Genomic DNA, 18962 nt, shown 5'->3' on the forward strand with positions numbered 1-18962 from the left:
TTACAAATGACAACACATCAAACAGAACAGGAACTGCGGGAAGACCTAGCAGCCGCCTACCGGCTGATGGCGCATTTCAACATGACTGATCTTGTTTATACCCATCTTTCCCTTCGGCTTCCCAATGCCGGACATCGCTATCTGGTCAACCCGTATGGCCTGCTGTTTGAAGAAATCACAGCAAGCTCTCTGGTGATTGTAGATGCTGATGGCATTCCACAGCAGGAAACCAGTTGGGCCATAAATCCGGCCGGTTTTGTCATTCACTCCGCCATACATGCCAACCGCCCCGATGCGGCATGTGTCATGCACACGCACACTGTTCCAGGCATGGTGATTGCCGCACAAGATAGAGGCATTCTGCCACTTAACCAGATTAACATCGAATTTTACGGTGCTGTCGCTTTTCATGCGTATGAAGGGATTGCTGCGGATGATAACCTGAGCGAGCGTGAACGGCTTGTACGCGATCTTGGATCTCGCAATGCCATCATTCTGCAAAACCATGGTCTGTTAACAGTTGGCAGCACTGTAGCCCAAGCATTTTACCGTATGTATTACATGGAACAAGCCTGCAAAATCCAGATTGCTGCTCAATCTACCGGGGTGCCTTTGCATATCCCTTCGGAAGAAAAAATCCTGCGTACCAAAAGCCAGTTTGATACAGACCCCGATCAAGGACAAATGATCTGGAAAGCTCTACGTCGTAAATTGGACAGGGAACAACCTGATTATAAAAAATAAATTGAAACCGATTGATTGTAACAAGATTTGTAAAATTTATTGTATAATAAATACATATAAATAATCCCCTCTTCTTTTATAAAAAGAAGAGGGGATAAATATTCTAGACTTCAACTCTCAAAGTATCAGGAAACCTGAGGCTTTCTGGCGTTAGCTGCAGCAACCTTCTTGCCCCATTTCACCAATGTTTTGGTGCAATCAGAACGTTCAATCTGACATTCAATAATGGTTGGGCCCTCACGATTTGCTTTGGCTTTTTTGATGGCCTCTGCCAGTTCACCTGCTGTAGTGGCCTTCATGCCCAAGCCATGCCCATCTTCAGCATTGAACACTTCCATCAGACCGGCATAGTCCCAGTTTTTGATGTAATTATACGGACCATCGTGAATAGCAATTTCGATAACGTAGCCACGATTGTTCACAAGGAAGATAATGACTGGCAGCTTATAACGCACCATCTGCGCCATTTCCTGCGCAGTTAGCTGGAATGACCCATCCCCTACCATAAGAATATGCTGGCGTTCCTGAGAACCCATAGCATTCCCAAAAGCCGACGGCACAGACCAACCAATATGCCCCCACTGCATTTCCAGCTCAACACGTGCGCCACGCGGCAAATCCATACGCGTGGCGTTGAACCAGGAATCACCTGTTTCAGCAACCAGAGTGGTATCTGATGTTAGCATTGCATTGATCTGACGGGTCATTTCATCATTCGTCAGGCGTGCATCTGCTTTGGCTGGTTCGATAACTGGCGTGTGTTTTTGACTTTCCTGCGCCGTTAACGGACGGCTGGGGGCTTTCTTTGCCAGCTCCTCAAGGAATTCACGCAACGTGAAACCTTCGTATGTTTTGCCGCCCACAGTAACGCGATTGGGCTCTGCCAACAAAACATTGTCACCCTTGGGCCATGCTGTCCAACCTACTGTGGAGTAATCATTAAAGACGGGCGCGACACAGATAAGCGCATCAGATTTTTCAACTAGTTCCTGCGCGCCAGGTGAAGACACATCTCCCCAATACAGACCACGAAAACCTTTGTGATCTTCTGGGAAAAAGCTTTTTGCTGCTGCCATAATAGTAACAGCACAGCCTAACTTATCTGCCAGATGTTCTGTTTGTGTTTGTGCATGTGCAGCGCGCACTTTGCTCCCTACAATCATGGTCACACGCTGAGATTTTTCCAGCAAATTGAGGGAAGCTTCTACCGCAGCTTTCAGGCTGACATCATCTACCCGTAATTCTGCCAGCAAAGACGATACCGGACCAGGACGCACACATTCTGCATCAGATACGTTACAAGCAATTTCAACATATGCTGGTTTGCGTTCACGCAGGGCCGTGCGGATAACATGATCAATTTTAGCCGGAGCAGATGCAGCATCTGTAATGCTTTCTGCCGCGCACGTTACGTGCCGCATCATTTCCAACTGATAGGTATAATCATTCGTGCCCAAAGTATGATGCAGAATACGGCCTGTGCCGTAATCATTGCTATTGGGTGAGCCTGAAATCAAAATAACAGGCAGATTTTCTGCGTAAGCACCTGCAATAGCGTTCATGGCAGAAATAGCCCCTACGCTAAAGGTGACAACAGCTGCAGCTGCCCCATGTGCGCGAGCATAACCTTCTGCACTAAATCCACAGTTTAGCTCATTACAGCAGTAAACCTGCTCCATTTCCTTGTTTGCCAGCAACTGATCCAAAAGAACCAGATTGAAATCGCCGGCTACGGCAAAGTGGTGCTTTAATCCGATTTGAGAAAGACGCTCAGCAAGATACATGCCGACTGTATATGTCATGGGTTTAGTCACTCCTATCGGAATAGCCTCAAAAAACGGCTTTTAGCTAACACCCTCAACCTGACAAATGTCCAATATATGAAACAGCGGTCTTTCATATAAAAAAGATATTCCATACCCAAGAAAATATCTTTGACTTCTGCCAGAAAATATACGTTAAACTATTGATATTAATTATTTAATTTTCAATTAAGGAGAATTTTATACCGAAATTGTTCATATATATTTATATAATATATCACAAAATGTCACCACATCGTGAATGATTATTCTTAACAAACAAAAATTTTACTGATACTTTTATAACTTCACCTTATGACTTCAAAAAGGAGCAGAAAGTGTGAGAATACGCCACTTTCCCGCTCTACCTGAAAAAACGCTCCAGCTTTCCGGATAAATATCTAATTTATTTAGAATATGAAACGAATTTTTTATCTCATCAGCTAGAATACATGCACTCAAAGCACGTATGATAACAGGTGAAGCTATAACCAAGAATGTATCTTGATTTTGAGCTTTATGAAATAGGCTATCAAGCCAGGATTTTAATCTGATATGAAACGCGCACATACTTTCCCCCCCATTTGGAGAATATGTGGGGTTCATGAATTGCACCTGATCTTCCACCAACAAATTTTTTAACTGTTGTCCGGCCCAAATGCCATAATTCCTATTTTCCAACTTTGGTTCTAATTCAATACTATATTTAGAAAAAAAACGTTCTGGAGAAACCTGAATATCAGGTGCACAAAAAATACGTGTAATATTCTGTTTTTCTAAAATGTTTTCCTGAAATAACTTGGGTAATTGAAATTTTATTATTTCATCTTTTTTTGGTATATACCCTTTACGCACATTATCAGGCATACAACTTCCCAATAAAATAACACGTAATGCTGGCATATTGCGCATAATATCTTCCAATATTTTAGAGAACTCTCTTTCTGTTCATTCTGTTTGCCACATAGTCGTGAACATCGTAAGTTCCGCCGCATATTTTAACGCTTGGGTGTGTTCTTCCGGAAAGCATAATGTCTGTTTTTTCTATAAGATTTATAAGAAAATTAAATCACAAAGCTTGTTACATTGCTGTTTTTCTGGCCCTTACAGGATGCACCCCTCCTGTATCTGTCAAGCAACTCAGCCTGACAGAAGCTTATCTGGACCGTACCCATACGGCCCTTAACGGAACAATCCTTAGCAACACCACCCGGATTGTGTTGGAACGCCAAAACTTGTTGGGCATATGGCAAGCACACCCAAGTGCCGCCATTGATATCCTGCGTAAAAGCACGCAAGACCAATTTTACACACCAGATCTAAATGACCAGCTTTTTGCGTTGGCTGAACTCAGCTACTTACGTGGCAAAAAACATAAGTCTCGCACAGATTTCATGGCTGCTGCCATGTATGCATATGCGTACCTCAACCCAGCGGATAAAACATCGGACCACCCCGATCCGTATGATCCACATTTTCGGCAAGCGTGTGATCTTTATATGCTCAGCCTGACAGAGGCCTTAGGATCACCCGCCAATGTGAATGCTCAACACTGGGTACTGCCATTTGGTGATCTGGATCTTTCATCAAACCCGGCAGAACATATATGGCATGGTTACGAATTAACCGATTTCCGCCCCACAGCACGCCTGACAGTAAATGGCGTTAAAAATATTTATAGTCATATGGGGCTGGGCGAACCTCTAGCCGCTATTCCGCATGTAGATGGCCGTGCCCCATCTTCCTTTACCGTGACAGACAAACTGCGTATCCCTGTCAGCCTGTTTATGGAAATACCTGATCCACGCAGGCAAGTTCTCTCCGATCATATTTCTGGACACCTGACGCTAACAGCGTTGGATGATCAGGGGCATATTCTCATAGCCAACAAAACACCCATCCCTCTGCAGTATGATCAAACAGCCTCGCGCGCGCTGAGCCTTAGCAATGCTGTAGATTGGTCTAGCGAGTACAAAGGTTTTCTGGACGGTCGTTTTTTTGATAACGGCCGCAAACCTCAGCTCATTGCCATAGAACCTCACCGCTATGGGTGTATTCCCGTTGTGCTTGTTCACGGCACAGCTTCCAGCCCGGGACGATGGGCTGATATGGTGAACGATCTTCTGGAAGATCCTCAAATCCGCGCCCATTTTGAATTTTGGTTTTTTTCTTACGCTACGGGCAATCCCATCCCTTACTCTGCCTTCCAACTTCGCGAGGCTCTGGAAGCTGCCATTCAAAACAACGGTGGCACGCAGGCCGATCCCGCGCTTGGGCATATGGTGCTTATTGGCCATAGCCAAGGCGGTCTTCTAGCAAAAATGCAAGTGATAGACCCCAAGGATAAACTCTGGAATGGTCTTACGCACCATCCTTTCAACAGTTTACACCTTACCCCAAAAGCCCATAGCTTTTTGCAAGAAACCCTGTTTCCAAAACCGTTGCCTGAAGTGCAGCAAGTTGTGTTTATTTCTACACCACAACACGGAAGTTACCTGGCTGCACTTTCTCTAGCGCATCTTGTAGGCCGTATGGTAACATTTCCCGTTAGTCTGACAGAGGTGATGCAGCAAGTTGTTGCTGGAGAGTCCGGTTCAATACGTGTAAACATGAGCCCGTGGCGTATGGGCAGCGTGTATGGCATGACACCCCATAGTGCTTTTATCCGCTCTCTTGCCTCCATACCTGTTGTGCCGGAAGTGCGCACACATTCCATTATTCCGGTTTTGGGGGATGGCCCCTTAGCAACAGCCGATGATGGCGTGGTAAAATACCGCAGCGCACATGTTCCTTATGCTGATTCCGAACTGGTTGTGCGGCATTCTGGCCATTCCACACAGTCCAACCCAATCACCATTGCAGAGGTGCGGCGCATTCTGCTGGAGCATCTGGCGCACCTTACCCCGGGAGCGCCAGAAACAGGGGATATGAACAAACAAAATATCACACGTATTGGCGGTGAGTATCAGCCAACCACACCCCCGGTACACCCATGAGCAAGCTTCCTCATAATTCTTCGACGCATGGCTGGATTTTCTGGATAAAAGCGGCAAGCGTATGCTTATTCAGCCTCTACTCAGCTGCGGCATTTTATTATTCTACCTTAACACCAGATATTCTGCGCTTAGGCCTGAGCATTATCTTTCCGCTACTTGTGTTAGGTGCGTTCTTTTTTGCTCCTGCACGGCTTCGCCGCCCTGCCATTCCTGCTTTATGTACTGTTTTTGCAATATGGTATTTAACTGATCCCCCGCGCAATCATCGAGAGTGGGCGGGAGAATATGCGTTGCCGGCAGATGCCATTTTGACCGGTCGAACTGTGCATATTCAAAATATACGCAATTTCAAATACAAAACAGAAACGGATTATACACCTCGTTATTACGATGCCACGTATAATCTGGATGACCTTTCATCCGTAGATATGATTACCTCTTACTGGGCAGGGGAAAGCATTGCCCATGTTTTCCTGACCTTTGGATTCAAGGATGGGCGCCACCTTGCAATATCTATTGAAACACGCAGGCAAAAGCGTTTCCCCTATTCTGCGATTGCTGGCTTTTTCCATCATTATGAAATGTTTTATGTTACGGCAGATGAGCAGGATCTGATTGGCGTGCGCACAGATATCCGTAAGGAGCGCGTCTATCTTTACCGGCTCTTCATTTCACCGCAAACGCGTGAGCGCCTGTTTAAAAGCTATCTTTCGGAAATTCATTTCCTACATTCCCACCCGCGTTGGTACAATACGCTCACAGATAACTGCACAACAGAAATTCTCTCCCGCGCTGGTGCACAACTGCATTATCGGCTGGACTGGCGCGTGTTGCTAAGTGGCTACACGGCCTCCTTGGCATATGATTTGGGGCTCCTAAACACGCAGTATGACTTCCCTACCCTTAAACGCCTAAGCCGCATACAAAGGCCTGATGACGCAACGCCAGATGCATACTATTCGCAAGGAATACGCGCTCATTTACCTTTAGATGACACACCTAAACTTTCACAAACCAAATAACAGAAATGTTATAAAGGACACTACATACATAAGATGCTGTTTCGACAACAAAAAACACTAATAACATTTGCGAATAAGAATTACTTATTAAAACTCCTTGATATTTAACGATTTTCTGATTGCATTGTGCCTGAAATATCCGTAAAAAGATCTCACAAACCTCCATCAAAATCTGGAAATCGTATCATGGTAAAAGATCCTAAGGTTATCGAACATCTGAACACGCAGCTGACAAATGAGCTGACGGCTATCAACCAGTACTTCCTGCACGCACGCACCCTGCGCCACTGGGGTGTTACCCTGCTGGGCAAGAAAGAATACGAAGAATCCATTGAAGAAATGCGCCATGCTGATTGGCTGATCGAACGCATTCTGTATCTGGGTGGCCTGCCCAACGTTCAGCGCCTGAACACCATCCTGATTGGTCAGGACGTGAAGGAAATTCTGGAATGCGACCTGAAGCTGGAAGAAAAAGCTCTGGCTGATCTGCGTGAAGGCATTGCCTACTGCGAAAGCGTGCGTGACTTTGTTTCCCGTGATCTTCTGCTGAAGATCCTTGAAAACGAAGAAGAGCACGAAGACTTCCTGGATCGTCAGTTTGATCTGATCAAGCAGATTGGCATTGAACGCTACATCCAGCTGAACTCCGCAGCTGCACCTGATCAGGAATAATCACTGATCAAAAATATGGGGCGTTTCATACGCCCCATATTTCCGTGCCATTTAATTGTTCGCAAATAAAGCTGCATAGATTTCTGGCTTAAAGCCAACCGTGATCTTTCCCTGCGCTTCTAAAACAGGCCGTTTTATAAGGGAAGGATAAGCAACCATAAGCGCCAATGCGCGTGGTTCATCAATATTTTCTTTCTCAGAATCAGACAATTTACGAAACGTGGTGCCTGCTTTATTCAAAAGCTTTTCCCACCCAACATTTTGTGCCCACAGTTTGAGTGTAGCGGTATCTATTCCCTGCTTTTTATAATCATGGAAGCCATATGCTACACCGTGCGCCTCTAGCCACTTCATGGCCTTACGCATCGTATCGCAGGATTTAATTCCGTATATCGTTATTGGCGCGCTCATAAACCCTCCTAGAGCAAAGCAACTTTTATGGCTGGATATCCAGAAGTTTCCGCATCTCTTCCATAAAAGCTGTATCCTGCTCCAGATTAAACGGGCGTGCAGAAATGCCCGCATAGCCTACACAAACAGGCTTTGTTTTTACGGCATCCGCTTCTGTCAGATAACGCGGCACAATATGGGTATGGAGCGAAGGCTCCTGATTACACCACGTCTCATAATTAATGCGGGCAGCACCCGTGGCTTTCAGCAGGGCATCACCTACCGTTACACAATCTGCCAGATATTGCATACGTTCCTGCCCTTGCAGGTCATTCAGGCTTGGCACAATAGGGTCTGACAAAAGCTGGCAATAACCTTGTACAGGCTGTGTATCGGCTACAATAAGCCAACCTGAAGGCATACGCCCGATAACTTGAGGGAACTTTCCTTCCCTCGCCCATTCAACGCGCTGCTGAATTACATTTTTTGTCATGTTTTGCCTCAGTTATAATTTTGCTTTCCGCAATACGCCTGAGGACAGCCATTTCACGAGGCTTATCGAATCAATCGCAGGCGTGATACCGAAAACAATCTGGTTCATGCCCGTTTACCATGCCTGCTGCTTGCATCCATGCATAAACAATGACCGGCCCCACAAAGCAAAAACCACGCTTTTTCAATTCCTTGGAGAGAACCTGTGAAGCTAGCGTTTGCGCAAGTGCATGCGGGTGCTCTGCCTTTACGGGGTTTTGTTGCGCCACACCCCATGCAAAATCGGCAAAATCCTCTCCCGCTGCCTGCATCTGCAAATAGGCATGTGCATTTTTGACGGTGGCTTCTATTTTTAGGCGCGAGCGGATAATGCCAGCATCTTGCATCAGCCTTTGCACATCGTGCTCTGTAAACTGCGCGACTTTTTCAGGATCAAACCTAGCACAAGCTTTCCGAAAATTTTCGCGCTTCTGCAGTACCGTATTCCATGAAAGCCCAGCCTGAAAACTTTCCAACACCAGCATTTCCCATAAGCTGCGTGCGTTCTTGATGGGCTTACCCCATTCAGCATCATGGTAATCACGCAAAAGCATGTTTCCACATGCCCATTTGCACCGCTGCTTAGGAGAATCCATGCTATGTTTTGGTTTTAGAAGCGGCGTGGCTGTGGTGTTTGCACAAAAGCAAACTGCGCGCCTTCTTCCCGAAGGATCTGGTCTTTTCTTTTGGTCGATTTTGTCCCGAGCTTATCTGCAATTTCATGCGTGGCGGACAGCAGGCCTTTATCACCTTTTAAAAGAGCAATCAGAATCCTTACCCGCAAAGCTTCATCTTCGCTCTGCAAGCTATAATAAATCGTTCGCGATTCGCGGCGTGGCACAATCAGGTTAGAACGCCTTAACGTGCCCAACTGCTGGCTCAGAGTCGGCTGGCCGATTCCGGTTTTGCTTTCCAGTTCTCCCACAGCCAGCGCCCCATGCTGCAAAAGCGCGTCCAGAATCATAAGCCGCTGCGGCTGAGCAAACAGCTTTAGCTGCTCCACCAACTGCTTTGCTTCATCTAAAGACATTTCCACCATGAGCTTATCGCCCCTGATCAGGCTTTAAACACATAAACCACGATGGCCCGGCCTGCATGACAGCATCTTGGGTTTGCGCTGTAGGCAGCACCACGTTCCCTCCGGGCGTCCAGCCTTCTGGCGTCAGCACATCACCTTCATCCACCCGTTGAAGAGCCGCAAGCAAACGCAACAGTTCAGCTACAGAACGGCCAACAGTCATGGGGTAGCAGGTTGTGGCACGCACAATACCTTGTGGGTCAATCATGTACACACTGCGCACCGTTGCACTATTGCGGGCTGTTGGGTCCAGCATGCCGTAGGCACGTGCAATGGCCATGGAGGGATCTTCCACCACAGGAAAAGGAATTCTTACGTCAAACCTTTCCCGTATGGCCTCAATCCATGCAAGATGCGCGGGCAGACTATCCACGGAAAGGCCCACTAGCGCACAATTCATGTCGGCAAATTGCGAAGCAGCTTGTGCAAACGCAATAAATTCACTGGTGCAAACCGGCGTAAAATCTGCCGGATGCGAAAACAGCAGCACCCACTGCCCACGCAATGCGCTTAACGTAAGCATGCCTTGGGTTGTCCGCGCCATAAAATCTGGAGCCATGTCTCCAATTCTGGGTGCGGCCACTACCGGCTCCAACTGACTGGTATCTATGATGCGGTCATTCATAGCTGCAGTGTTTACGCGCATTCTTTCCCTTGACGCAAGACGCTTTCATTCTTAATTAAAGTGTATATTCATGTTTACTTAAAATAATAAACTGTTGGGAGTTTCCCTTATGTCAGATCCAGCTATCGCCACAGCCACCCAGCAGATTCTGATGGCTGTGCAGCACCCCGAACAACGGCCTGTTGTAAAAACCTTTTTTGATGAAAAAACCTTCACGGCCAGCCATGTGGTGCATGATCCACAAACCCTCACAGCTGCCGTAATTGATAGTGTACTGGATTATGATCCGGCTTCTGGCCGCATTAAATACGATTCTGCCCAAGAAATTGTAGATTATGTACGCGCTAAAAAGTTGCAGGTTGCATGGCAACTAGAAACACATGCGCATGCTGATCATCTTTCCGCTGCGCCGTGGTTGCAGGAACAACTGGGCGGCAAATTGGGTATTGGCGCCAATATTGTGCAGGTGCAGGAAGTTTTTGGCAAAATCTTTAACGCCGATACCAGATTTGCCCGTGATGGATCTCAGTTTGATCATCTTTTTAAAGATGGTGAACAGTTCAAGCTGGGCAACCTGAACGCTATTGCCCTGCACGTTCCGGGCCACACCCCCGCAGATATGGCTTTTGTTATCGGTGATGCCGCCTTTATTGGCGATACACTGTTCATGCCAGATTACGGCACCGCCCGCGCAGACTTCCCCGGTGGGGATGCCCGCATGCTGTATCGCTCTATCCGCCGCCTTCTCACCTTACCAGCAGAAACGCGCCTGTTCCTTTGTCACGATTACAAAGCGCCAAACCGTGATACCTATGCGTGGGAAACCACAGTGGGTGCAGAACGCGCGCATAATGTGCATGTGCATGAAGGTGTGAGTGAAGATGATTTTGTAAACATGCGCACATCGCGCGATGCAACGCTCGCTCTCCCCAATCTGATCATGCCTTCCGTGCAGGTCAATATCCGCGGGGGACACATGCCAGAACCGGAAGATAATGGCACCAGCTACATCAAGATCCCCATCAACAAGCTCTAAAATTTACTGATCTTTTCTGGATACCCCGCATGCTCACCTTATTTTCTGCCCATCTCCTGCTGGAACTTATGTCTGGCGTTCTGGTTGGCTTCACTCTGGGATTAATCGGTGGCGGGGGATCCATTCTGGCTGTGCCACTTATGGTTTATCTGGTGGGGGTCAAAAACCCCCATGTAGCTATTGGCACCAGTGCATTGGCAGTCGCTATCAACGCATTGGTGGGGCTGGCACAGCATGCCCGCAACCATACGGTAAAATGGCGCTGCGCAGGTATTTTTGCATCTTGTGGAGTTGCCGGGGCCTTTATTGGCGCAGCCATTGGCAAAACAGTTGATGGCAAAAAGCTGCTTTTGTTTTTTGCTCTGCTGATGATTGGCGTTGGCATTCTTATGCTCCGCGGGCGGCATAACGTTGGCTGCCAAGGGGCAAGCTGCAACAGGCATAATGCCCCCAAAGTTATGGGCTATGGCCTTGGCACCGGTCTGCTTTCTGGCTTTTTTGGCATTGGCGGTGGTTTTCTAATTGTGCCTGGCCTTATTGCTTCTACCGGCATGCCCATTCTCAATGCCGTAGGCACATCTCTGGTTGCCGTTTCCGCTTTTGGGTTTAGCACAGCTTTAAGCTATATGCTTTCTGGCTATATAGATTGGCAATTAGCAGCCTTGTTCATTTTAGGTGGAGCGCTTGGCAGCCTGTTTGGCACCCGCACAGCCCGCCGTATGTCAGGCTCTTCCAATCATCTTACAACAGTTTTTGCCTGTATCATTTTTATCGTGGCCATCTACATGATCTGGCAAGGTGTGCAGAAATTATAAAGCTTTTGCGCCACCACATAGCTTGCGTGCGCTCGCCAGTGCCGTATGCAGTTGTGTGTAAATATTCTCTTTTCCAAGCACGGCAGTAATATGGTGACGCTCCATATCTTTTAGAAAGAATGGAGCAACACGCCCAAACAAAACGGTTATTCCGCGCGCATGTAACCTTTGTAAAACATCCCGCACAACTTGTGCTGCTGAATAATCAATATCGGTAATTGCACTGCAATCTACCACAACGCATTTTACCGGATTTGGTGCAGATGAAATCAGTGTCATGATATCATCTGCAAACAAATTACAATTTGCATAAAACAGATCTGCACAAAAACGATAAATGATAATACCCGGCATACTTTGCTCTCCGGGTGCGACCGCTTCTGCTTCCAACATCCCGGTGGAGGCTTCTGGTGCCATTATCAACGTATGCGGCATATAGCTATGCCGCACATGCCGAAACAGAGAGAGTGCAATAGCAATAAAGATACCCTGCTCTACCCCTACGCTCACAACCGTAGCAGCTGTTACCAGCGCCAAACGGAATTCTCCGGGGCTTTCTTGGCGGATACCATTAAGCGCCTGAATATCTATCATCCGCACGGCTACGCAAAACACAATGGCACCCAACACACAGCGAGGAAGATACTGCAAAGGTTCTGGAAAAAACAAAAGTACGCAGGCCGTTACCGCAGCAAAAACAAGCTGCGCTTTTTGTGATCTTGCTCCGGCCTGCACGGCCATAGCTGTTTGCGTAGGGCTACCGTTCACCGTAAATGTGCCGGTTAAAGCAGCCGCAGCATTGGCCGCACACAACCCCACAATATCTGCATTTTCATCAACATGTTCATGAAACATGTTTGCAAAAGCACGTGATGTAGCCGCACTTTGTGCAATAATAACAAAAACACAGGATGCAGAAATAGGTAACAGGGCCAGCATATCATGCCAGCCAGGAAGAGGCATGGAAAACGCCGGCAAGCCACCGCGTATGCTGCCCAAAATGGCAACATCGTAATGCTGCAGATCCAAACCCCAGCTACACAAAATACTTACAACCACAACACACAGGCCTACTGGCCAATGGGGCCTCTGCCTTGCACCTGCCAACAGCACCACACAACTCAGGCTGGCAATGGCCATACTTAAGCCTTGCATTTGCCCAAAGCCCTGGAACAACCCTATCGCCTGCACCAGTGTATTGTGAGAGGACGAGACCAAGCCTGTCATGTCATACAACATGCTTAGGCCTACCTGTACACCTACACCTGCCAAAAAGCCTACCAGCACAGTGCGAGACAGAAAATCTGCCAGAAAGCCCAAGCGAAATAAGCGGGCAACCAGCAGAAACCCCGCATTAAGAAGAGCTACCGCACTTACCAATTCCATATACCTGGCGCTGCCGGGCGAAACAATTTCTGACAGACCACTGGAAAAAATGGCTGCTGTAGCAGAATCTGCCGCCACCACGAGGTGACGTGATGAACCAAACAGAGCAAACGCCACTAACGGAAACAACACAGTATATAACCCGCATACAGCAGGCATTTCGGCAATACGCGCATACCCCAGAACCTGAGGAATGTTCATGGAAGCCAGAGAAAGCCCCGCCAGCATATCCGACCATGACCCGGATTTTTTGGTTATCCGTTGGCCGAGCCAATTTTTTATGCCTAACAAGGGCGACATACTTTCTCTATCCCACTCTATTTGCGTGCCATGATACCCTCAAATATCATCATTGAGGCCTCACTCTTTAGGATGCACCTATGTCTGTCACTCTTTACCACAACCCTTCTTGCGGCACGTCACGCACAGTTTTGGGCCTTATTCGAGATGCAGGAATTGAACCGAACATTATCCTTTATCTCAAAACGCCACCAACCCGGGCAGAATTGGAAAACATTTTAGCCAAAGGAAAGTTGAGCGCGCGCGACATTTTACGCAGCAAGGAAGCTTTATGTAAGGAATTGGGGCTTGATGTGCCTGGCATCAGCGATGATCAGATACTTGATGCCATTGCAGAACACCCCAAGCTTCTCAATCGCCCCGTTGTGGTTACACCCAAAGGCGCAAAAGCCTGCCGTCCGGCTGATGTTGTGCTGGAACTGTTATAAAGTAAGCGCAACCATATGCCTTATCTTTCTCACAAAGAATGAGCGTATGGTTTTAGATATATTGGGCTCAAGCATTCTGATACTTGAGCCCAATATATCTAACGAGATGCGACATCGACCAGAAGAAGCTCTGCTTTTTCCTGCGCAATCACAACGATATCCTGCTGACCGGTTATTGCCGCTGCATCACCACAATGCAGAACATACCCATCTATTGTCACAATACCTGATACAACCAGCAGATATAGATCTCGCCCTAACGTGGTACTGTAAGCAGCTCCCTCTGCCGCTGGTATAACGGCATGTAACAGACGGGCCCGTGCCGTTAAGGTAACAGGAGCACCATCCGTAATCTGACCATCTTCTTCTGGATCATCTTCTTCTGGATCATCTTCAGGAAATCCTGATGCAAGAATTCTAAAACCTCCATCTTCCAATTGAGGGAAACTTGCGCGAACTTCCTGCGTAGGGGCCACACCCTCTACATCAGCCATGAACCAGAACTGAATAAACGTGGCACCCTCTGGGCCTGCAGACCATTCCAGTCTTTTACAGCCAGTACCGGTGCTTAAAAGATGCAGTCCGCCCTGCCCTACTTCTTCCTGCTCAAAACCATCTGCATGACTCACCAGACTGCCCGCAGATAACCATGTGAGAATATCCACATTGGCTTCTGGCCCAAGATGATACGCCTGCTCTGGCTTAAGCATGCCAAGGTTAAGCACACGTAAGCGCCCATCATGGATATGTGCAGGATCTTGATAATCAGCAAATGCAAAATGGCAGCGGAGTATTAACGTATCTGAATGTGCACTGCCTAACGTAGGTGCTTGCCTGATTGTTATCATACGCCAATCTCACACATGTTTTTTTGCTTTTGTTCTTTCTGGGTACATCCCTTCCCAGCCGCCACCAACCGCACGATAAAGATGCGTAACAGACCCTGCCACGCGGGCCGTGGCATCAGCCAACGCGCTTTGAGAAGACAACAGTGCATTCTGCAATGTCAGCACATTCAAGAAATCGGATGATCCCTGCACATATTGAGCCTTGGCCGTATCTACTGCAATTTCGTTTTCATGCACGGCTTCGGCCAATTCATCTCGCCGATGCTGAGCCGCCGTAAAATCGGCCATGGCATCATCAATTTCCTGCCACGCCTTTAAAACCGTGCGCTGGAACATGGTGGCAGCTTCTTTCTGCTGCGCCTTGCGCAAATGCAACTGGCCTGTCAGCCGCCCACCTTCAAACAAAGGAAGCGTTGCCGTGGGGCCAAAACCATATTGGCGTGATGCCCATGATCCTAACCCGCTAAACTGAAGCGCCTGCACATCCAAACTGCCAGATAGCGTAATCCTCGGAAAGAAATCTGCAATGGCCACACCAATACTGGCTGTGGCGGCATGTAAATGATCCGCAGCCATACGGATATCTGGCCGACGTTCTGCCAGTTCAGATGGCAAACCAACCGGCACCAAAGCAGGCACAAGCGGAATGGGGCCTGGTGGCCCAAGTTCTGCATCTAATGCACCCGGTTCACGCGCAACCAGAAAGCTCAGAGCATTCAGCATATGTGTTGCCTGCGCCTGCAATGGCGGCAAACGTGCTTCAAATGTATGCAGCTGTCCTGTAGCTTCCGCCACATCCAAGCGTGTGGCAGCACCTTGCTCAAACCGCAATGTTGTGAGTTTTACACTATCTTTTGCAACCTGAATATTATGTTGCAAAATGCCAATCTGCGTTTGTGTGGCGCGTAAATCTATATAATCCTGCGCTGTCTCGGCCATAAGAGACACCAGAATATCACGCCGCATTTCTTCCGTTTCGTGCATGGCCGCTGTAGCTGCTTCCACCTGCCTGCGCACATGCCCCCAGAAGTCCACTTCCCACGATGCGTTCATACCATATTGAGGCAAGTTGAATGATGGGTTCCCAACACTTCCGGGCAAGGCGGTTGGGCCAAACCCTTGAGAGCCAGATGCAATAGACCCTGCCTGTTCACGCTCCATAGTGCCCAGCAACCCCAACACACCATTGGTGCTGGCCCGCTCTCGCCCATAAGAGGCGTTGGCTTCTGCATGCGGAAACTGTGCGGCACTGGCAATCCGCCGCTCTGCCTGGCTTTGCATCAAACGCAGGCTGGCGGCTTTAAGATCCAGATTAGAGGCTGCAACTTCATTTTCCAGCTTTGTTAGCACCGGATCATGAAACAGTGTCCACCACTGCGGATCTGTTGATGCCGTTGTAATCTGGCTTTCTGCTGGCGGTTGCGTTGCGCGCCAATCTGCTGGCGCTTTCACCTGCGGTTTATGATAGTTCGGCCCGACTGTGCAGCCAGAAAGCACGAATACAGACAAGCCGGAAAGGAAAAGACGCTTCATGACATTACTGCCAGATATAACGGGAGTTATTGGCATGCGGGCCTTCTGGCTTTGACGCCGTATCAATATTCACCTCAACAGACATGCCAACACGCACCTTTGCAGCAAGCGGCTGGTCTGGATCAAACGTGAGTTTAACGGGAATACGCTGCACAACCTTGGTGAAGTTACCCGTCGCGTTATCTGGCTGAATAGGTGCAAAAGCGACACCCGTGGCAGGTGCCAAGGAATCCACATGAGCTTTAAGCGGATGACCGGGAAATGTATCGACCCAAACAGTCGCACTCTGGCCGGTTTGCACTTTTGTAAGCTGTGTTTCCTGAAAATTGGCCAGCACATAGGCTTCATGAACAGGCACAACAGCCAAAATACCCGTACCGGGATGCACATAATTCCCTACACGCACGCCACGTTCACCCACCACGCCATCCATTGGGGCCGGAATGGTGCAGTAAGACAGGTTGAGTTCTGCCTGTTTTTCATCACCCTGCATACGCAGCAAAACACCACGGGCCCGCTGAAGCTGGGCTTTTAAAACAGCAACCTGCCGAATAGCCGCATCTACTCCAGCCTGATCTCGCGCTATGGCCGCAACTGCTTCTTTTTCCTGTGCTTCAGAAGATTGCTTTTGCTCAATTGTGCCCGCACCGCCAGAAGAAAGATTGCGATACCGGGTGGCATTTTGGCGAGCAAACATCAACGCTGCCTGATCTGCCATTATAGCAGCACGTGTTTGCGCAATAATGGCATCCTGCCGGCCAAGTTCGGCTTCCAGATTAGCAACATCACCCTGGGCTGCCAGCACATTACCTTTTGCCACTTCCAAGGCTGCCCGGTAATCATCATCCTCAATATGCGCCAGTTCTTCACCTGCATGCACAAGCTGGTTATCCTGCGCAATCACCCTATCAATACGGCCTGACACCTTAGGTGCAACTGTAGGGAAATCTGCTGTTACATACGCATCATTGGTATATTGGTTGACACCATCACCATTGATCAGCCGCGAACCACCCCATGCAACAAGGGCAAGCACAGCAGCGGCACAGCCAGCATAAAGCAGCGGTTTTTTATAGATCATAATCTGTATTCCGGATTAGCGGGCTGGAGTATTTGCAGAAGGCGCGCGCGGCGGATACACCCGGCGCGGCAAAACAAGGTTCATGCAGGCATAACCAAGGCAGACCCAGATCAGCACATAATAGATATCGTTCAACGCCAGAACGAGCGCCTGCTCATGCACATAGGTATGGAAAACCTGCAGTGAATTTCGTGCAACATGTGCACTATCGGGCGATGTCACGGAAAGCTGTTGCGTAATAGGGTTGCCCATGCCCTGCAGGGCCAAGCCATGCGTGCCATGATGATCAAGCAACATTGTGGAGTGATATTGTTCCCGCCTACGGGTTAATGCCGCAAACAGTGCATAAGCAACTGCATTGGCCAAGCCTTTAAGCATATTGACCATGCCAGAAATAAACGGACCATCGGCGGGCCCCATGGCAAGGGTTGCCAACATGAGAGTGGGAATAACAGTCATGGGCTGGCCAAAAACCTGCAGAATTTGCAGCGGATAAAAATTATCCCGCACCCAATCCACAGTCAGCCATGTGCCCAACCATGCAGAAGCAGCCAGACACAACATGCCGCCCGCCAGCACAAAACGGCAATCTACCTTACGGCTGTTACAGAAAGCGGCAATCAGCGGCAGCATAATCAGCTGCGGCAAAGCCACAACCAAAGAAACAGGCGCTGTTTGAATAGGCCGATACCCACGCACAGCAGACAGATAGGTGGCAGGAATATCCCCCATAATCGCACAGATGGCGAGAATACCGACCAGTGAGAGCAAAGCCGCCTGAATATTACGAGACCGCCAGTATTGAATGCGAAAATAAGGGCTGGGATGAAAGGCCTCGTTAATCACAAAGACAATAAAAGCTGCTCCGCCCCAGAATGTCAGATCCGTAATGACTGAGGAGCGGAACCAATCCAACCTGTCTCCCTGATACAGCACAATCACCAAGGAACAGATGGCCGGTAGCCCAACCAACAAGCCAAGCCAGTTGAACTTTTCAAACCGCTCAAAATGCATTGGGTCTTTCGGCAAACCATAAGCCATCATCGCAATGGCCAACACTGCCGTTGGGATAATTTCCCAATACAGCCAGTGCCACCCCATACGTTCAAACCAGAATGCTTCTAACGGCAAACCCAGATTAGGGCCGAAGGTCGCACTCATGGCGTATCCCCCAATGCCAAATACGCGTATTTCTGGTGGAAGGTATTTTAACATCACGGTCATCAGCACAGGCGGCAGACACCCGGCTGTTAAACCTTGAAAGGCACGCAAAATACAAAGCGACGTCACATCCGGCATAAAAGGTGCAGGGATGGAAAGCAGCGCCATGGCTGCTGTCATGAAAATGGAAAAACGATAGATTGAGAATGTCATATAAAACCACGGCGTAAACGCCATGGCTGCAATATTGAACGCCTCATAAATGGCAATAACCCAGGTGCCCTCATCATGCCCAATGTGCATGGCGCCGCGAATATCGGACAGACCAATCTCGGTCACATGCTCATTAAATCCTGCAACATGCACGGCAAGCAGCATGCCCAAACAGCCAATAACAGTACGTAGGCCAAAGGGTGGGATGTAAGAAGGGCGTGGTGGCGCAGCGTGAATAACCGGTGCGGCACCTCCTCCTTGTGCAGGAGCGGCAGTATTCATAAGCGCAGTTCAAGCCGCC

19 protein-coding genes are annotated in these 18962 nt (G+C 48.5%); 7 read left to right on the forward strand and 12 right to left on the reverse strand.

The features are described from left to right. Positions 1 to 6: 6 nt before the first annotated feature. The gene (locus EOV40_RS11015; RefSeq protein WP_128105994.1) at positions 7 to 744 is read left to right on the forward strand and encodes a class II aldolase/adducin family protein; all 738 of its coding nucleotides are present in this window, start codon (positions 7 to 9) and stop codon (positions 742 to 744) included. A 125-nt stretch (positions 745 to 869) separates the two neighbouring features. Here EOV40_RS11015 and EOV40_RS11020 read toward each other — a convergent pair whose 3' ends face one another. After that, entirely contained in the window at positions 870 to 2546 is a 1677-nt protein-coding gene (locus tag EOV40_RS11020) for an alpha-keto acid decarboxylase family protein (RefSeq protein ID WP_128105995.1), read from the reverse strand. Positions 2547 to 2867: 321 nt separating this feature from the next. Next, positions 2868 to 3458, reverse strand: coding sequence for a histidine phosphatase family protein (locus EOV40_RS11025; protein ID WP_244296912.1), 591 nt, complete (start codon positions 3456 to 3458; stop codon positions 2868 to 2870). Between the two features lie 119 nt (positions 3459 to 3577). Here EOV40_RS11025 and EOV40_RS11030 point away from each other — a divergent pair, with 119 nt between their 5' ends. The 3 genes from EOV40_RS11030 to bfr all read left to right on the forward strand — a co-directional run bounded on the left by EOV40_RS11030 (position 3578) and on the right by bfr (position 7236). After that, on the forward strand, positions 3578 to 5542 hold the full coding sequence (locus EOV40_RS11030) for an esterase/lipase family protein (protein WP_128105997.1): 1965 nt from the start codon (positions 3578 to 3580) through the stop codon (positions 5540 to 5542). Beyond that, the gene (locus tag EOV40_RS11035) at positions 5539 to 6564 is read left to right on the forward strand and encodes an Lnb N-terminal periplasmic domain-containing protein (RefSeq protein ID WP_128105998.1); all 1026 of its coding nucleotides are present in this window, start codon (positions 5539 to 5541) and stop codon (positions 6562 to 6564) included. Before EOV40_RS11030 ends, EOV40_RS11035 begins: the two co-directional genes overlap by 4 nt. 183 nt (positions 6565 to 6747) lie before the next feature. Continuing rightward, a complete protein-coding gene (gene bfr, locus EOV40_RS11040; RefSeq protein WP_428182527.1) occupies positions 6748 to 7236 on the forward strand; it encodes a bacterioferritin in 489 nt (162 codons plus the stop codon). Between the two features lie 51 nt (positions 7237 to 7287). Here bfr and EOV40_RS11045 read toward each other — a convergent pair whose 3' ends face one another. The 5 genes from EOV40_RS11045 to EOV40_RS11065 all read right to left on the reverse strand — a co-directional run bounded on the left by EOV40_RS11045 (position 7288) and on the right by EOV40_RS11065 (position 9881). Next, positions 7288 to 7647 (reverse strand): ArsC family reductase, encoded by a 360-nt coding sequence (locus tag EOV40_RS11045; RefSeq protein WP_128105999.1) that lies wholly within the window; start codon positions 7645 to 7647, stop codon positions 7288 to 7290. A gap of 25 nt (positions 7648 to 7672) precedes the next feature. Continuing rightward, positions 7673 to 8119 carry an HIT family protein gene (locus EOV40_RS11050; RefSeq protein ID WP_128106000.1) on the reverse strand — a complete coding sequence of 149 codons (447 nt, stop codon included), beginning with the start codon at positions 8117 to 8119 and terminating at the stop codon, positions 7673 to 7675. 70 nt (positions 8120 to 8189) lie between these two features. Continuing rightward, complete coding sequence (locus EOV40_RS11055; protein ID WP_244296914.1) at positions 8190 to 8711, reverse strand: DNA-3-methyladenine glycosylase I; 522 nt, start codon at positions 8709 to 8711, stop codon at positions 8190 to 8192. Between the two features lie 56 nt (positions 8712 to 8767). Further along, positions 8768 to 9196, reverse strand: a complete 429-nt coding sequence (locus EOV40_RS11060) for an ArsR/SmtB family transcription factor (protein ID WP_128106002.1) — start codon at positions 9194 to 9196, stop codon at positions 8768 to 8770. A 4-nt stretch (positions 9197 to 9200) separates the two neighbouring features. Continuing rightward, positions 9201 to 9881, reverse strand: a complete 681-nt coding sequence (locus tag EOV40_RS11065) for a peroxiredoxin (RefSeq protein ID WP_050818582.1) — start codon at positions 9879 to 9881, stop codon at positions 9201 to 9203. 88 nt (positions 9882 to 9969) lie between these two features. Between EOV40_RS11065 and EOV40_RS11070 the strand changes: the two genes are divergently transcribed. Together EOV40_RS11070 and EOV40_RS11075 are read left to right on the forward strand one after the other, a co-directional pair. Continuing rightward, the gene (locus EOV40_RS11070; protein ID WP_128106003.1) at positions 9970 to 10896 is read left to right on the forward strand and encodes an MBL fold metallo-hydrolase; all 927 of its coding nucleotides are present in this window, start codon (positions 9970 to 9972) and stop codon (positions 10894 to 10896) included. A 29-nt stretch (positions 10897 to 10925) separates the two neighbouring features. After that, positions 10926 to 11711: a sulfite exporter TauE/SafE family protein gene (locus EOV40_RS11075; RefSeq protein WP_050818584.1), complete on the forward strand. Its 786-nt coding sequence runs from the start codon at positions 10926 to 10928 to the stop codon at positions 11709 to 11711. On the opposite strand, the gene EOV40_RS11080 is transcribed toward EOV40_RS11075, so the two are convergent. Beyond that, positions 11706 to 13397, reverse strand: coding sequence for a SulP family inorganic anion transporter (locus EOV40_RS11080; protein ID WP_128106004.1), 1692 nt, complete (start codon positions 13395 to 13397; stop codon positions 11706 to 11708). The two genes, EOV40_RS11075 and EOV40_RS11080, sit on opposite strands and share 6 nt — an antisense overlap. An 80-nt stretch (positions 13398 to 13477) precedes the next feature. Between EOV40_RS11080 and arsC the strand changes: the two genes are divergently transcribed. Continuing rightward, positions 13478 to 13825 carry an arsenate reductase (glutaredoxin) gene (arsC, locus tag EOV40_RS11085; RefSeq protein WP_128106005.1) on the forward strand — a complete coding sequence of 116 codons (348 nt, stop codon included), beginning with the start codon at positions 13478 to 13480 and terminating at the stop codon, positions 13823 to 13825. 98 nt (positions 13826 to 13923) lie between these two features. On the opposite strand, the gene EOV40_RS11090 is transcribed toward arsC, so the two are convergent. From EOV40_RS11090 to EOV40_RS11105, 4 genes are read right to left on the reverse strand one after another with little or no spacing between them, the layout of a single operon-like run. Further along, positions 13924 to 14673 (reverse strand): pirin family protein, encoded by a 750-nt coding sequence (locus EOV40_RS11090; RefSeq protein WP_128106006.1) that lies wholly within the window; start codon positions 14671 to 14673, stop codon positions 13924 to 13926. Positions 14674 to 14682: 9 nt separating this feature from the next. Beyond that, positions 14683 to 16206: an efflux transporter outer membrane subunit gene (locus EOV40_RS11095; protein WP_128106007.1), complete on the reverse strand. Its 1524-nt coding sequence runs from the start codon at positions 16204 to 16206 to the stop codon at positions 14683 to 14685. 4 nt (positions 16207 to 16210) lie between these two features. Beyond that, entirely contained in the window at positions 16211 to 17287 is a 1077-nt protein-coding gene (locus tag EOV40_RS11100; protein WP_128106008.1) for an HlyD family secretion protein, read from the reverse strand. 15 nt (positions 17288 to 17302) lie between these two features. Beyond that, positions 17303 to 18943 (reverse strand): MFS transporter, encoded by a 1641-nt coding sequence (locus EOV40_RS11105; RefSeq protein WP_128106009.1) that lies wholly within the window; start codon positions 18941 to 18943, stop codon positions 17303 to 17305. Positions 18944 to 18962: the final 19 nt, after the last annotated feature.

Origin of the sequence: Acetobacter oryzoeni, assembly GCF_004014775.2 — a bacterium.
GTDB classification, from domain to species: Bacteria; Pseudomonadota; Alphaproteobacteria; order Acetobacterales; family Acetobacteraceae; genus Acetobacter; species Acetobacter oryzoeni.